Genomic DNA, 14,361 nt, shown 5'->3' on the forward strand with positions numbered 1-14,361 from the left:
ACATGACTCGCGTGATCCAGTGGGCGACCGGCGTGACCGGAATGATGTCACTCCGGCACGTCGTGGAACGGCCCGATCTGAAACTGGTTGGGGTGCGGGTGTATGACCCGGCAAAAGCGGGTCTCGACGCCGGCGCACTATGCGGCGCCCCCGACGTCGGCGTCCTGACCTCCGATGACCGCGATTCCGTCATCGGCACCGACGCCGACGTGGTGCTCTACATGGGCAAGGTCGAGACCGACACGCCCGGCTGCTTCGCTGATGTCTGCGAGCTGCTGGCGTCGGGGAAGAATGTGGTGGCCACCGGCAGTCGCTTCATCCACCCCCGCTCGCTGCACGAAGTGCTGGCCGACGACATTGAAAAGGCTTGTCGCGCAGGCAGTTCATCATTTCTGGGACTCGGCCTTTACCCGGGCTTCATCGGGGAGTCGCTGGCGCCGATCCTAGCCCGGCTGACCCAGCGCACCACGCGGATCGAGGTGCGAGAAGTGCTGAACTACTCGACTTACGCCAGCCATGACCTGATCTTCAACGCGATGGGTTTTGGCCATGCCCCGGACGACACCACACCGTTGCTGACCAATACCGATTACGCCGCGAGCGCGTGGATCGGCAGCGCGACCGTGCTCGCCCAGGCGCTCGGGCTACAGATTCGTTCGGTTGAGGGTTTCCGGGAGGTCGTGACGACGCCGCGAGCGCTCACGGTGGCCGCAGGCGAGATTCCCGCGGGAACCGTGGGCGCCATGCGATTCGGTGTTGAAGTCGACTGTGGCCCAACGACAATCGCCGTCGAACATCTCACCAGGATGGCCGATGATTTGGCCCCCGACTGGCCGACGGACGTCGGGTACGAGGTCACCTTCCATGGCAAACCCAACATGAATCTGCATCTCGTGATCGGCTCGCACGAGGAGGACCACGCCGAGCAGGGCTGCCTGGCGACCGCCATGCACGCCATCAACGCCATCCCGGCCGTGATCGCGGCGGACCCGGGCCTCTATGACCTGTCGACGATATCCCCGTTCGTTGCGCACTGGACGGAGCGCGGGGCGCTGTCCTCGCCGCGAGATCGCCTGCGCGAAGGATGATCTCGTTCACCGACCGGGTTGTTCTGGTTACGGGCGGCGGTCGCGGACTCGGCGAAGCGTACTGCCTCGAGATGGCCCGCCGTGGAGCCGCCGTGGTGGTTCATGACAACGGCGCCGAGACCGACGGCAGCGGGGGGAACACGGAGCCTGCCAACGATGTCGCCCGCATCATTCGTGAGGCGGGCGGGCGGGCGGTGGCGTGTGTGTCCGACGCCAGCACGGAATCGGGCGGGCAGGCCGCCGTCGACCTCGCGGTGGAGGAGTTCGGCCGTCTGGATGCAGTTGTCGCCAACGCCGGCATCATTCACGACGACCCGATATCCGCATGGCCCACGGACCGCTTCGAAGCGCTGCTGCGCCACCACCTCCTGGCTGCTTTCCACGTTGTCCGACCGGGTTTCGCGGTAATGCGCTCCGCCGGATACGGGCGACTGGTGTTCGTGTCCTCCGCCGCGGGCGTCTTCGGACAGCCGGGTTTGACGGGCTACGCCACGGCGAAGACGGGGATGCTCGGCTTGATGAATGTCGCGGCGCTCGAGGGATCGGCTTACGGCATCAAGGCCAATGCCATTATGCCTATGGGTGATACCCGAATGGCAGCGGCTCTTATGGGGGAGGCCGGCACGACCGCCGAAGCGCGAGAATTCCTAGCCACGTTGCGACTCGATCAAGTTGCGCCGGTTGTCGCGTACCTTGCCAGCGAGCGCTGCACGCTGACGCATCGGGTGCTCAGCGCATTTCGCGGCAGGGTGGCCGCGTTGCAGATCGGCGTCACACGGGGCTGGTGCGGTCCCGGGGGGACCTTCGACGCCGAGGACGTCGCTGCCAACCTTGACCAGATCCTCGATCCGTCGGGACTTCTGGTCCCGGGCAGCATCTTCGACGAAATGGAATATGCGCTGAGCGCGGAACCGTTGCTGACGGACGCGTGCCCCGGTCAGCCCGAGACCAGCCCGTCGCCGAATCCGGTGTAGCTGCGGATCAGAGGCAGATCGGCCATCGTCGCGAAGCCCGCTGGTGCGGAACAAATTGCCGGTATCGCGTTGACGACCTGCAGCGCAACCGCGACCAGGCCAGCCCGCACATGCTCCTCGACCGAAGCCGGACGGGAGTAGCTCGCCAGGCAGAAAAAGTGCACTCGCATGGAGGGGTCCCCCTCGAGCGTCAGGGTCCAGCCATCCTCTGGTTTGGGCCAATGCTCTGGATATTCACCCCCGACCGTCCACAGCGTCTCGAACTCGATGAGCGGTTCACCTTTGCGGTATCCGACGAAGTTCCACCGCTGCCCGGCCGTTGTGCCTGCGCGCACCTTATGGCCGAAGATCTCAAAGTCCTTAGTGGCCGGCACGGCATCGACGCTTACCGTGACGTCGTCGATGCTCGCGTTCAAGCTATCGGCGATAAACCAGGTCTGCTGAGTGAAAAGGGCGGTGTTGAACGTCAGAAAGTCATTCGCCGTCGGGGTGATGTCCTCGGGCGGCCGCCCGAACCACATTCCGTCGAAGGTGATGTCGGTGCTCTCCCACAGCGACCAGTCAGCGCGCTCTTGGAGGGTAAACCGATCGATGGAACGGCTCATCCCCGACAGCGCCAAGGGCAGCACACCGGACAGGTTGCCGGGGTTGAGGCCACTGGCATGAATCGTGCTGTTGCCCTTCTGGCAGGCCGCCAGCAGTCGCCGACGGTCGGCGTCGTCGATGCGCCTGGGATGAAACAGAAACGAGACGGTCGCGACATTCTTCCCGCTCTCCAGCAGAGCGCAGACGTCGTCGAGATTCGTAAACGACGGAGCGTACAGAACGAGATCGGCGTTCATTGCCAGGATTTCGTCGACGTCGGTGGTCGCGGTGACCCCGATCGGGTCCCGATCGACAAGTGTGCCGATGTCGACACCGTTCTTGAAATCGGAATAGACGCGTGCTCCGACCAGCTCTAGGTCGGGACGATAGTCGAGGATCGTATTGATCATCTCGGTGCCCACCGCGCCGGTCGCCCACTGGATGATTCGAAGCCGTTGGGAGCTCGCAGCCAATTCGTGGGCTCCTCTCAACGCCTCGCGAAGATTTCTACTCTAGCCGTGGTGATAACGTATGTTCTCGTAATTCATCAGGTGATGTTCTCAATGTCATCAGTGCCGTGGAAGGAACCGTTCGTGAACGATGCGCTGGGGTACGAAGGCAAACACGTGGTGGTCACCGGTGCCGCGTCCGGGATGGGTGAAGCAGCCGCCCGGATCCTCGTTGATCTCGGCGCGCACGTGACGGCACTCGACATCAAGCCGACCAGCGTGCAGGCCGACCGGGCTCTGCAGATCGACCTGCGCGACCGGGCGAACATCGAAGACGTCGCCGCCTCCATCGACGGGCCCGTGGACGGCCTGTTCAGCTGCGCCGGGTTGCCCGGTCCGCCATTCAGTGAGCTGGACACCATGCTGGTGAACTTCGTCGGCGCCCGCCACCTTGCCGAACAGCTGGTCCCGAAGATGCCGAAAGGATCTGCCATCAGCGTCATCTCGTCCTCGGCGGCGATTGGCTGGCAGGATCACGTCAGCGTGATCACCCAGCTTCTGGAGACCGATGGATTCGACGCTGCTGTCGACTGGTTGAAGGCCAACGAGAAGACGTGGTCATGGAGCGGCTACGCCTACTCCAAATACGTCATCGACGCCTGGGTCGGTTGGTGGTATCCGGTGCTGGCGCGCGACGGCATCCGCGTCAACTGCATCAATCCCGGACCGACCGAGACGGCGATGATGCCGGCATTCCAAGACTTCGCCGGCAAGGAACTCGTCGACCAGTCGGTGGGACCAGTCGGGCGCTATTCCACTCCTGAAGAGCAGGCCTGGCCGCTGGTCTGCCTGGGCAGCCCGCGTCTGAGCTATGTAGGTGGAGCGATCTTGTGGACTGACGGCGGGTGGAACGGCGCTATGACCATGGGGCGCCACCAGGCGCAGTGGGCTGATCATCCGGAAGACGCGATTCCGGCGAAGAACGGCTGAGCGCGGGTCAGATGAAGTCTGACCCGCCGTCGACGTTGACCGTCGCCCCGGTCACGTAGCCATTGCGGCGTGAAGCCAGATACGTGGTCACCGACGCGATCTCTTCGGGCAAGCCAGCGCGACCGATATCGCACGGATGACCGTAAGTCCTCTCGACCCACGTCATCACGTCCTTCGGGTCCGAGGAGTCAAGCCCATCCGCGGCGAGCGTCTCGCGGAGTATCTCGGTGAAACTTGCCGTCACGATGGTGCCCGGGCACACACAGTTGACCAGAATTCCTTCGGTACCAAGGCTTTTGGATAGATTCTTGGTAAAGCTAGACAGCGCCGATTTGGCGGCCGTGTAGGCGACGAGGCGAGCGCTCTGGCGCTGGATCGAGTGCGCCGAGAGAGTAACGATGCGGGCCCAGTCAGCGGATCGCAGCATCGGGAGCGCAGCCCGCACCGAGCGCACGGCAGAAAGCGTGCCCAGATCGAACGCGGCGTACCAATCGTCGTCGTCGAGATCGTCGAATGCACCGGCGCCCGGGCCGACAGTATGTACCAATGCGTTCAAGGTGCCCCAGGCATCGCCGACGGACGCAAAGGCCGAGGAGATGGAGTCGGCATCGGACATATCAACGCTGAGCGCGAGCACTTGGGGGGCGCCGGCGTTGCGGATGCGCTCTGCCGCCGAATCCAACGCCGAGCGGCCGCGCGCCATGATCGCCACCGCAGCGCCCTCGGCTCCCAGACTCTCGGCGATCGCCAAGCCCATACCCTTGCTACCTCCGGTCACGACTGCCGTCGCGCCGTTGAAACCAAGCTCCATAGAGTCGTCCTCTTTTAGCCTTACCTATGACTGTCTAGTGGCCTTTGATGATTCGCGGTGCAAGATGGACGATCTCGCTGACCACCGTCGGATTCGCGCGCGACATAGCGACAAGCGACAACATCGCATTGGCCACATCGGAGACGCCAGACATGTTGCTCGGAATCTGGCCTTCCTGCGCCCAGGACCGATACAGGTCGGCGAGCAGGTCTCGATCGGCGCCGCGCAGAATTTCGGTGTCCTTGGTCGGCCCGACGCTCACCCGGATGACGGCGAGGTCGGGATGTTCGGCTCGCCAGGATCTCAGGATCTCGTCGAGCGCGGCCTTGCTGGCGTGATAGGCGGCCACGCCTACGCGGGGCCGGCCGACGTCGTGGCTCGACGCGACGACGATGGTGGCGTTGTCGTTGAGGTGGGGGAGGACCGTCCGCAGGACGTGGGAGGCACCCACGGCGTTGACGGCGTAGGCGTGCAGCCAGGTTTCCACGTCGGTTTCGTCGATGAGCGCGAAGGGCACCACGGCACTGGTGAATATCACCGCATCCAGCGTGCCTAAGTCGGCGGCGACGTCAGCGATGACGGATTCGATTGCGCGTGGATCGGCGACGTCGAGTTCGTATGCCGAGCCCCCGAGCTCATCGGCTAGGTCAGACAGCAGGTGCAGACGCCGCGCGGCCAGGGCTACCTTGGCCCCTCTGGAGTGCGCGGCGCGGGCCAACGCCTGTCCGATGCCCGACGATGCGCCGATGATCAGCATCCGCGTGCCGGTGATGTTGGAGTGTCGGTCGTTCATGAACTGCCCCTCGTGTCATTGCGCGACCGTTCACGCAGAGTCGAGCACTGAATTCTTGCATGTGAGAATAATCATTCTCGGATCGGGTGGGTCAATCTCACGGCCCACGCATAGGAGGCGACGTGATCGATTTCAAGGACAAGGTAGTACTGGTAACCGGCGCGGGCGCAGGAATCGGGCAAGCCACCACGGCCGCGTTTGTCGACCTAGGTGGGTCTGTTGTCGCACTGGAGGTCGACCCGGCGCGCGCCGACAAACTCCAGGAACAGCTCGGTGCCGGTGCGCTCGTCGTCACCGGCGATGCGACGTCCGGCGCCGACGTGTCGAAACTCGCCGATACCGTCAGCGAACGGTTCGGGCACCTCGACGTGCTGGTGAACAACGTCGGTCACTTCGTCACGCGGCCCACCCCGTTCGAGCGCCTCACTGATGAGCAGATCGATGACATCTATCGGGTCAATCTCAGACACATCTTCACGGTGACGCGTGCCATGCTGCCGCTTCTCCGCGCCGCGCAACGCGGCGCGAGCATCACGAATGTGTCGTCGATCGAGGGCTTCCGTGGCATACCGCAATTCGCGGTGTACGGCGCGTTCAAAGCCGCGGTGACCGGATTCACGATGAGCCTCGCCCTCGAGCTGGGTCCCGAGGGCATCAGGGTGAACGCTGTTGCGCCTGAGACCACCGACACCGCCCAGGTCCCGCTCGACCGCATGATCCACCCGTCGCAGCGACACCACATCCCACACTGGACTCCGTTAGGCCGCTTCGGAACCCCGCAGGACACCGCGGGCTGTGTACTGTTTCTCGCCAGCCCGCTGGCTGCCTGGGTTTCCGGGACCGTGATACACGCCGACGGCGGCGCGCTGGCCGCCGCCGGGTGGTACCGCGACGATCAGGGCACGTGGACGAACATGCCCGTCATCAAAGGCAACAGCTTGAAGCCGGCGGAGGGCGCGGACTGAAATTTGAGCAACCAGGCGGAAAGCTTGTCCTCATCCTGCGATAACGCCTATTCTCAGTTGGTTCGAGGATTTCTTATCGTGTGCGGGCATGAAGGGAACCGGATGACGCAAGCCGGAGTTACCGCGACGAGCGCATGACGAATACCGTTGATTCGCAAACAGATTCAGGCTCGGTAGAGCCGATCAGCGACCGCGCTTCGCCTTCGCGCGGGTGGCTTGGGTGGGGTCTGTTCATCGCGGCATACCTGCTGTTCGCCATCGTGACCGTCGCGACCATGCAGTCGGGCACGCACGGGGATCCGCGGACCACTAATCCCAACCCCGGGCCCGCACCCTATCCACCGTTTCTCGGCTTCGACAACTGGCCGCTGGCGGTGGGTCTCAGCTCCATTCCCATGGCGATAGGTCTGATCGGAACGCTGGTGTGGCTTTCGATTCGACACCGCCAGGTCCATTGGACCGTGGTGATCGCGTTTGCGGGGCTGGTGACCGGCGCGCTGGATCCATTGGCCAACTGGGCGACGTTCGCGATCTTCGACCCGCGGATGCTGCACTTCCCTTTGTCATGGCCTTACGTCAATATCTCGCCGAACCTGGAGCCCGCGTTGTCGTTCCTCGGTGGTTACGCGGCCTACTACCTTCTCAACGGAATGGGGATGCTGGCACTGCATGACCGAATCGTCGACCCGCTGGCCGGGCGATCGAAATGGCTTGCGAGCCATCGGCTCAGCGCGGTCGCCCTGGGCGCATTCGTCATCGCCATCCCGCTCAACGGGATCGTTCAGTTCACCTGGATGAGGTTCGGCATCTTCTACTACACCGAAGCGGTTGGGCCGACCCTGCACATCGGCCACATCTATTTCCCGCTCATCATGGCGGTGTACGACGCGTTCATCTTTGCGATGGTCGCCGTCCTGTGCGTTCGCGACGACGGCGGTGATCTCCTGCTGATCAACCGGATCGCCCGCCGACTGCCGTCGCCTGGTGCCGCCACCAAGGTCAGCCTGACCCGTCAGCTCCTCGTATCGGTGTCAGTCGGGCTGGTGTCGTTCGCGGTGCCGCTGGCAGTGCTGGCCGGCTTGCGCGTCGCCGGACTATCTCAACCTGCCTACGAGCAGAACCCTTTTCCAGACATCAAGGTCTACGACCCCTACGGTCATCTCGAGAGAGCGGGCAAACCGGGGCCGTTCTACAGGTGAGTGCATTGTTCGTCCTGCTGCACGGCGGGCTACACCACGGCTCCTGTTGGGATGCGGTCTCCAAGGAACTCACCCTGCGGGGGCATCGCGTCCTCGCACCAGATCTACCAGTCGACGACGACTCGGCCGGTGCACTCACATGGGCGCAGGTCGTGATCGGCGCGATCGAAAGATCCGGGGGGAACTCGGTATCGGACAACGTTGTCTTGGTGGCACATTCGATCTCGGGATTGTGCGCACCCGTTGTTGCTACGCGATACCCGGTACACCAGATGGTGTTCGTCGGCGGGCTGCTGCCGGTACCCGGGCAGTCATTCATCGAACACCTCGCCGAGAACCCCGACGCGATCACGTTTCCCGAGCCACAAGAGCACGGTACGGGACCATTTGGGCTCACCTGGGAATCGGTGCGCGACGGTTTCTACCACGACTGCCCGGAATCCACTGCGCGACAAGCATTCGACGATCTGCGGAATCAGTCCTTCACGGTGTTCACCGAGCGCTGCCCGGTCGATCGGTGGCCCGATATCCCGTCGGTCTACATCCTCATGCGTGACGACCGCGCGGTCGGGGAGGCGTGGGCCCGCCGCAACGCAGTCGGCAGGATCGGCGCACGGGTCGTCGAGTTGGACGGTGGGCACTCGCCCTTCTTCTCCCGGCCGGCCGAGCTCAGCGCGATCCTGCTAGGCCTGAGCAACGCCGACATCGACGGAAATAGCAGCGGCGGTAACAAACTTTGACTCGTCCGAGGCCAGCCACGCAACGGCGTTAGCCACGTCCTCGGGCATCGTCACCGCATTGGGTATCAATTGCTTGCTGAAGCCGTATTGAGGAAGCGAGTAGGAATCCGCCGCCTCCTGCATCGCCTCGATCATCCGACCGCTACCCATCGGTGTCGCGACCGATCCGGGATGCAGGCTGTTGACCCGGATGCCGTAGCGGCCGAGTTCCACCGCGAACGATCGGGCAAGGCCGGTAACACCGTGCTTGCTGGCGGTATAGGCCACCATGAACGGCTCGACTTTCAGCCCGGCAACCGATCCGACGAGAATTATCGACCCGCCGCGACCACCGGCAATGACGTGCTTGGCGCCGGCCATCACCGTATTCCACGTACCCACCAGATTGATATCGATGGTGTCCCGAAAATCGGTGGGCGACACCGCGTCCCACGGCGCAGGGCAGCAAATCCCGGCATTCGCCACGATCACGTCGAGCCGGCCCAGCTCCGCAACTCCTTCGTCCACAGCGGCGCACAGCGCAGCGTGGTCGCGGGTATCGGCCACCGCGGAGACGGCGCGCCGACCGTTCGCCGCCACGAGCTCGACCGTCTCCGCCAAGTCCGCGGGCGTCGCCGAATCGTATGGGACACTTGACGGCAGTGGGCCGGCAATGTCGACCAGAATCACGTCCGCGCCATCGGCGCTTAATCGGACCGCATGCGCTCGGCCCTGGCCACGCGCGGCTCCGGTGATGAGTACCACCTTGTCGGTCATGTCTGGCACACCGGTACGCTACAACACTCCCGAGTCGCGAGAATATTGTTTGCCAGTTATTGAGAATATGCATTTCGTTCGGTGGTAGCGTCGGCGTCCGTATTCTTCCGCTGCTTGCACTGCGACTCGACGAAGAGGGAATGATCGCATGGGCGCACTCGAGGGACAGACCGCCTTCGTCTTGGGGGCCTCGGCCGGAATCGCGCAGGCGAGTGCCAGGTTGTTGGCTGCCGACGGCGCCGCGTTGTATCTCCTGGGCAGATCGAGCAAGCGCCTCGACACGGCACGCGAGGGTATTCTCGCCGTCGCGCCGAACACGGAAGTTGTTGTGCAGAAGGGTGATCCCGAAGACGAAGCCACCGTTGCGGCCGCGGCGCAGGCAGCCCACGACGTCAGAGGGCGCTTGGACATTGTCCTGGGGACGGTAGCCAACGGAGGCACCGGTCCGCTGATCCAGCAGGATCTGGCGACCTTCACCAACTTCGTGATGGGCAACCTGCGGTCGAATTTCCTGGCGCTGCGCTACTCGGCGCCCCTGATGACCAACGGCGGATCGATCGTCTTCATCTCGTCGACGTCGTCGAAGATCCCGATGGAGGGCCTGGGGCATTACTCGGCGGGCAAAGCTGCGCTGGAGATGATGATTCGAGTCGCCGCATCAGAATTGGGTCCGAAAGGCATCCGCGTCAACGCCGTCCGGCCCGGGTTGACCGAGGCGGCCACCACCCAGGGCTACATCCACCTGGAAGAGTTGACCAGTAGCTTTCTCGAACGTGTCCCGCTGGGCCGCCTAGGCGTGTCCGCCGACATCGCGCCCGGCGTGCGGTACCTGGCGGGGCCTGAGTCGAGCTGGGTAACGGGTCAGAGCTTTGCTATCGACGGCGGCAACGAGGTGCGGGGCGCGCCTCGCGGTCCGATGTTCACCGTCTAGTCGAATTCCAAGGCGTTGCGAGGCGCCGTAATCGGAAGGTCCAGGGACGTCGCGATACCCGGTACCGCATCGATGACATAGGGGATGGCGTTGACCACCCGCATGGCAGTGGCTTCCATGGCATCATCGTTCGCTGACTGCGCGGTCGGTTCGGTACCGAAACGAAGATCGCAGTGGATGTGCGGTTCGCCCTCGATGACGATGCGGTAGGTGCCGTGCGGCGCCGACGCCCACTCGGGCGCCAGGTCGGGGGCCATGCGGTTGATGTGTTCGATGGTGATGACCGGGTGGCCGTCCACGACCCCGGTCGTCTCGGCGCGAACGGCTCCGCAGGTGCCGGCCGGAATCAATCCGCATGCCACGTGCAGGTCGCGCGGAGTGATCACTCGCTCATAGCGTTCGGTGATCTCGTCGAGTTCGACGCCGAGGGCTCGTGCCACCAGACCGATAGGTGGTCCCCATGCGAATCGCTGCGCACCTTCCAGTTCAAGCAGCGGCGTGAAGTCGAGCGGACGGCCGAAGCCCATCGCGTCGAACATCGAGTATTCATTGGGGTAGGCCGAGTAGTCGAAGATTTCCTGCGCGCGGACCGACCGGATGGTGTTCGACAGGGTCGACAACAGCACGGCGAACTGATCGCCGGCGAATCCCGGTTCGATACCCGAGGTGTAAATCGTGACACCGCCGACGAGCGCCGCGGCGCGTACCTGGTCGGCTAGATCGGGAATCCATCTGTCAGGGAACATCATTCCGGGCGTGTTTGTCGTGACAACGTTGATGCCGGCTTTGAGGAAACGGACATAATCGGGCACGGCAGCCGCATCCATGTCGGCGCCCAAAGCGGCATACACCACACAGTCGGGTTTTAGCTTGATGATGTCGTCGAGGTCGGCGGTGGTCGTCACTCCGATTTTGCCCATGCCGACGACTTCACCGGCATCTCGGCCCGTCTTGTCCGGACTGTGCACCCACACTCCGACGAGGTCGAGGTGCGCACGGCGGTGGATAGCGCGAACTGCGATGCTGCCGACACCGCCGGTCGATATCACGGCTACGCGTAAGACCTTTTCTGCCACGATGTTTCTCCTTCGGTGGGTGCGGTGGGTTACAGGTCCGGTATCGGAAGTGAAGAATTCGGCCCTTGAAGGCCTCCGTCGACGACGAAGGTCGAACTCGTGGCATAGCAGTCACGGGTGGACAGGTATAAGGCCAGCCGGCCGAGGTCTGCGACGTCGCCGACGCGGTGCAGCGGCGTCAGTTCTTTCAATTTCTCCTCGGAGCCCGGCATGAGGTCGAAACTCGATTGCAGCCCGGTCGTCATGAAGGCGCCCAACGCGATCGCGTTGACGCGGATCTTGGGTGCAAGCTCCTGTGCCATGGCTCGTGTCAGGGCCTCGAGCCCACCCTTGGCCACCGAATACGGCAGCAGCCCGCGGATTCCGAATCGACTGGCTCCGGATGAGATGTTGACGATCGAGCCTCGCCCAACCTTCAACATGTGCGGCACGACGAGCTGGCTCATGATGAACGCAGATGTCACGCAGTAGTCGAAGGTCTGCCGAAGGTTGTCGTCGGTCAGATTCAAGAATGGCCCGTAGGTTGCGAAACCGACGTTGTTGATCAGGATGTCGACGCGGCCGAACGCGTCGACGGCAGCCTGGACGACTCGCTCGCTGTCCGAGCGCTCGAGCGCGTCGGCGGTGATCGCGAGACCTCGGCCGCCCGCCTCCTCGATGTCGCCGATGGTTGCCTCGACCTCAGATGACGTGCGCGCTGTGCCGACCACGGTCGCGCCCGCCCCGGCAAGTACCCGGGCGATACCTTCGCCGACACCGCGTCCCGCTCCGGTGACGATTGCTACCTGACCATCCAGCTGGAACTGTTCGAGTGCCACGGAGCGCCTCTCTGCACGGAAGTGGGGTCCGCACCCGCGAATCTACCGCAATGAGAATGCCTATTATCGAAAAGCGGAAATATGCTTCTGGTCGCCGTACAGTCATCGACATGCCGCAGGTCTCGCCGCTGTTGCACCATGTCGTGTTTGCGATCGATCTCGAGCGACTCGACCGCGCCGCGGATTACCTGACCGCCCTCGGGTTTCAGTTCCAGGCATTCGAGTTAGAGCATCTCGGCCTGCAGATCCGACTGGATTGGGATCGCGGCTTTGAGCTCATCGCTCCCACCTCCGCGGCGCCCACCGGCCCGGGCACGGCCGCTGACTTCCTGGCCCGCAACGGCGACGGGCTTTTCTCCGTAGTGGTGCGTACGACGGATTGCGTTGCAGGCGAACAGATCGCCGCTCGATACGGGGTCCAAGCAGACTTCCGCCAGCAGCATGACGGCGACGGTTTCGAGCTGACTGAGGTCAAGCTCGAGCCGCTGTTCGGCATCCCCGTCACGCTGATGAGCACGAACATGGACGACGAGCCCGTCACCCCTTAACGGTGTGAGAGCAACCCGCTGAGCTGCCGCGCCAGGTCCGACTTCTTGACCTTCCCGGTGGCCGTGAACGGCAGGTCTTGCTTGCTGGTCACCCAAATGAACTTGGGCACTTTGTAGGCCGATAACCGGTCGCGCAGCTGGCCCCGAAGGGACTCGCCGTCGAGTGCCGCTTCGCCGCGCGGCACCACGGCGGCCGCGACCACCATTCCGTCGCTACCGTTTTCGGCACCCACGACATACGCCTCGAGCACGCCATCGCATTCGGTCAGCGCCAGCTCGACTTCACTGGGTGTGACGTTGGTGCCGCCGCTCGTTTTGATGAGATCGCCGAGGCGGCCCGTGAACCGGATCCAGCCATCGTCGTCCTCGATACCGCAATCGCCCGTACGGTAGTAGCCGTCTGGGGTGAAGACGTCCTCGCGTTCGCGCTTGTGCAAGCGCTGCATCAATGAGTATCCGCGGACCCAGATTTCGCCTGGTGTGCCATCGGGTACGGGCTCTCCGGTGTCCGGGTCGACCAGGAGATGATGCAGGCCCTCGATCGACACGCCACCGGTTTCAGACCGATCTGGAGGTTGCGGCACATAGGGATCGACTCCGATGTGATTGCCGCACAACTCGGTCATTCCTAAAGCGTTGGGGCCCTTGGGGCGACGCTCGGGTGGAACCATCGCCGGCATGCTGGTGCGTCGGACCGAGCTCAAGTCGCGGCCGGCGAAGTCGGGATGTTCCGCCAGCGTCTTGCCCTGCTGCGGCCAGCCCAGCGTGATGGTGGCGCGGTAATGCTCCATCAATTCCAGGGCCTCGGCCGCGTCGAATGCCGGCTGGGTGATCAAGGTCGCACCGTGGTGGATCACCGCATGCAGTCCCGTGATCAGCCCTCCGACCCAGAAGAACGGCATGGCGGTGAACATCACGTCGTCGTGGGTGACGCCGTAGCTGAACGTGAGGTTGTAGGTGTGGCGGATCAGCGCTCCGTGACTGTGCACGGGCCCTTTCGGGTCGCCGGTGCTGCCCGAGGTATAGATGATCGTCACGTCATCGGCCGGGGTCACGCACGACTCCGCCGCGACGAGAAACTCGGCGTCGCTATCAGATATGACGCGGTTGGGATCGATCGTCGTTGTCCAGGGCCGATCGGAGGGCCCCCACACCACGACGGTCCGCAAGAACGGCGCGTGGCGCACGGCAATACGACCCGGCTCGTGCTGATCGGCCAGACCGGGCAGCGCCTCCTCTAAGCGGGAGAGAAAATCGTGATTGCGGAATTGCGACCACATCAAGATCGCCTGCAGATCGGCATGGCGGGCAGTCCAAGCCAATTCGGAAGCCTTGTAGAAGGTGTTGAGCGGAACGGCGACTGCGCCGATGCGCGTGGTGGCGAACCAAGCCAACGCCCAATCGATGCTGTTCGGCATCAAGATACCGACATGATCGCCCTTGCCGATTCCCTTGGCCAACAGCGCGGTCGCCAGCGCTGCCGAGCGGCGGTCGAGATCGAAATAGCTCAGTTGCTGGCCGTCGGCGATCAAGAAGGGCTTGTCTCCGAAGCGTGCCGCGCAAAACCTCACCAGTGCAGGGATCGTGGGAGAGATGACCGGGAAGGGCATGACCGCAGGATAGTAGGGTTTCCGGAAA

Annotated in this window: 15 protein-coding genes; 8 read left to right on the forward strand and 7 right to left on the reverse strand. The window is 63.6% G+C overall.

Translation table 11 applies throughout. The features are described from left to right. The first annotated feature begins 2 nt into the window (after window positions 1-2). Together A5658_RS08820 and A5658_RS08825 are read left to right on the forward strand one after the other, a co-directional pair. Window positions 3-1,088: a dihydrodipicolinate reductase gene (locus A5658_RS08820; RefSeq protein WP_067333115.1), complete on the forward strand. Its 1,086-nt coding sequence runs from the start codon at window positions 3-5 to the stop codon at window positions 1,086-1,088. Beyond that, window positions 1,085-2,062 (forward strand): SDR family NAD(P)-dependent oxidoreductase, encoded by a 978-nt coding sequence (locus tag A5658_RS08825; protein ID WP_067333116.1) that lies wholly within the window; start codon window positions 1,085-1,087, stop codon window positions 2,060-2,062. The genes A5658_RS08820 and A5658_RS08825 overlap by 4 nt, the downstream gene beginning before the upstream one ends. On the opposite strand, the gene A5658_RS08830 is transcribed toward A5658_RS08825, so the two are convergent. Continuing rightward, window positions 2,026-3,057 carry a dihydrodipicolinate reductase gene (locus tag A5658_RS08830; protein ID WP_067333207.1) on the reverse strand — a complete coding sequence of 344 codons (1,032 nt, stop codon included), beginning with the start codon at window positions 3,055-3,057 and terminating at the stop codon, window positions 2,026-2,028. The two genes, A5658_RS08825 and A5658_RS08830, sit on opposite strands and share 37 nt — an antisense overlap. A 183-nt stretch (window positions 3,058-3,240) precedes the next feature. Here A5658_RS08830 and A5658_RS08835 point away from each other — a divergent pair, with 183 nt between their 5' ends. Continuing rightward, entirely contained in the window at window positions 3,241-4,086 is an 846-nt protein-coding gene (locus tag A5658_RS08835) for an SDR family oxidoreductase (protein WP_067333210.1), read from the forward strand. Window positions 4,087-4,093: 7 nt separating this feature from the next. Here A5658_RS08835 and A5658_RS08840 read toward each other — a convergent pair whose 3' ends face one another. After that, window positions 4,094-4,897 (reverse strand): SDR family NAD(P)-dependent oxidoreductase, encoded by an 804-nt coding sequence (locus tag A5658_RS08840; protein WP_067333117.1) that lies wholly within the window; start codon window positions 4,895-4,897, stop codon window positions 4,094-4,096. Window positions 4,898-4,931: 34 nt separating this feature from the next. Further along, window positions 4,932-5,690: an SDR family oxidoreductase gene (locus A5658_RS08845; RefSeq protein ID WP_067333118.1), complete on the reverse strand. Its 759-nt coding sequence runs from the start codon at window positions 5,688-5,690 to the stop codon at window positions 4,932-4,934. 122 nt (window positions 5,691-5,812) lie between these two features. Here A5658_RS08845 and A5658_RS08850 point away from each other — a divergent pair, with 122 nt between their 5' ends. The 3 genes from A5658_RS08850 to A5658_RS08860 all read left to right on the forward strand — a co-directional run bounded on the left by A5658_RS08850 (window position 5,813) and on the right by A5658_RS08860 (window position 8,594). Next, a complete protein-coding gene (locus tag A5658_RS08850; protein WP_067333119.1) occupies window positions 5,813-6,655 on the forward strand; it encodes an SDR family NAD(P)-dependent oxidoreductase in 843 nt (280 codons plus the stop codon). Between the two features lie 134 nt (window positions 6,656-6,789). Then, window positions 6,790-7,854, forward strand: a complete 1,065-nt coding sequence (locus tag A5658_RS08855) for a spirocyclase AveC family protein (protein WP_067333120.1) — start codon at window positions 6,790-6,792, stop codon at window positions 7,852-7,854. Next, a complete protein-coding gene (locus tag A5658_RS08860; protein ID WP_231997253.1) occupies window positions 7,851-8,594 on the forward strand; it encodes an alpha/beta fold hydrolase in 744 nt (247 codons plus the stop codon). The genes A5658_RS08855 and A5658_RS08860 overlap by 4 nt, the downstream gene beginning before the upstream one ends. Here A5658_RS08860 and A5658_RS08865 read toward each other — a convergent pair. Beyond that, window positions 8,538-9,350, reverse strand: coding sequence for a mycofactocin-coupled SDR family oxidoreductase (locus A5658_RS08865; protein WP_067333121.1), 813 nt, complete (start codon window positions 9,348-9,350; stop codon window positions 8,538-8,540). The genes A5658_RS08860 and A5658_RS08865 overlap by 57 nt on opposite strands. A 148-nt stretch (window positions 9,351-9,498) precedes the next feature. Here A5658_RS08865 and A5658_RS08870 point away from each other — a divergent pair, with 148 nt between their 5' ends. Then, complete coding sequence (locus tag A5658_RS08870) at window positions 9,499-10,281, forward strand: SDR family NAD(P)-dependent oxidoreductase (protein WP_067333122.1); 783 nt, start codon at window positions 9,499-9,501, stop codon at window positions 10,279-10,281. Here A5658_RS08870 and A5658_RS08875 read toward each other — a convergent pair. Both A5658_RS08875 and A5658_RS08880 read right to left on the reverse strand, forming a co-directional pair. Next, complete coding sequence (locus A5658_RS08875) at window positions 10,278-11,360, reverse strand: dihydrodipicolinate reductase (RefSeq protein WP_197503085.1); 1,083 nt, start codon at window positions 11,358-11,360, stop codon at window positions 10,278-10,280. The genes A5658_RS08870 and A5658_RS08875 overlap by 4 nt on opposite strands. A 26-nt stretch (window positions 11,361-11,386) precedes the next feature. Next, window positions 11,387-12,175: an SDR family NAD(P)-dependent oxidoreductase gene (locus A5658_RS08880; protein WP_067333124.1), complete on the reverse strand. Its 789-nt coding sequence runs from the start codon at window positions 12,173-12,175 to the stop codon at window positions 11,387-11,389. A 56-nt stretch (window positions 12,176-12,231) separates the two neighbouring features. Here A5658_RS08880 and A5658_RS08885 point away from each other — a divergent pair, with 56 nt between their 5' ends. Then, window positions 12,232-12,723, forward strand: coding sequence for a VOC family protein (locus A5658_RS08885; protein WP_231997254.1), 492 nt, complete (start codon window positions 12,232-12,234; stop codon window positions 12,721-12,723). On the opposite strand, the gene A5658_RS08890 is transcribed toward A5658_RS08885, so the two are convergent. Beyond that, complete coding sequence (locus tag A5658_RS08890) at window positions 12,720-14,333, reverse strand: class I adenylate-forming enzyme family protein (RefSeq protein WP_067333126.1); 1,614 nt, start codon at window positions 14,331-14,333, stop codon at window positions 12,720-12,722. The two genes, A5658_RS08885 and A5658_RS08890, sit on opposite strands and share 4 nt — an antisense overlap. Window positions 14,334-14,361: the final 28 nt, after the last annotated feature.

The sequence above is a fragment of the Mycobacterium sp. 1245111.1 genome (assembly GCF_001673405.1).
Lineage (GTDB): Bacteria > Actinomycetota > Actinomycetes > Mycobacteriales > Mycobacteriaceae > Mycobacterium.

Coding starts and splice junctions, on each gene's coding strand:
- A5658_RS08820 (WP_067333115.1), top strand. CDS start 3: ATGACTCGCGTGATCCAGTGGGCGACCGGCGTGACCGGAATGATGTCA.
- A5658_RS08825 (WP_067333116.1), top strand. CDS start 1,085: ATGATCTCGTTCACCGACCGGGTTGTTCTGGTTACGGGCGGCGGTCGC.
- A5658_RS08830 (WP_067333207.1), bottom strand. CDS start 3,057: ATGATCAATACGATCCTCGACTATCGTCCCGACCTAGAGCTGGTCGGA.
- A5658_RS08840 (WP_067333117.1), bottom strand. CDS start 4,897: ATGGAGCTTGGTTTCAACGGCGCGACGGCAGTCGTGACCGGAGGTAGC.
- A5658_RS08845 (WP_067333118.1), bottom strand. CDS start 5,690: ATGAACGACCGACACTCCAACATCACCGGCACGCGGATGCTGATCATC.
- A5658_RS08855 (WP_067333120.1), top strand. CDS start 6,790: ATGACGAATACCGTTGATTCGCAAACAGATTCAGGCTCGGTAGAGCCG.
- A5658_RS08865 (WP_067333121.1), bottom strand. CDS start 9,350: ATGACCGACAAGGTGGTACTCATCACCGGAGCCGCGCGTGGCCAGGGC.
- A5658_RS08870 (WP_067333122.1), top strand. CDS start 9,499: ATGGGCGCACTCGAGGGACAGACCGCCTTCGTCTTGGGGGCCTCGGCC.
- A5658_RS08885 (WP_231997254.1), top strand. CDS start 12,232: ATGCCTATTATCGAAAAGCGGAAATATGCTTCTGGTCGCCGTACAGTC.
- A5658_RS08890 (WP_067333126.1), bottom strand. CDS start 14,333: ATGCCCTTCCCGGTCATCTCTCCCACGATCCCTGCACTGGTGAGGTTT.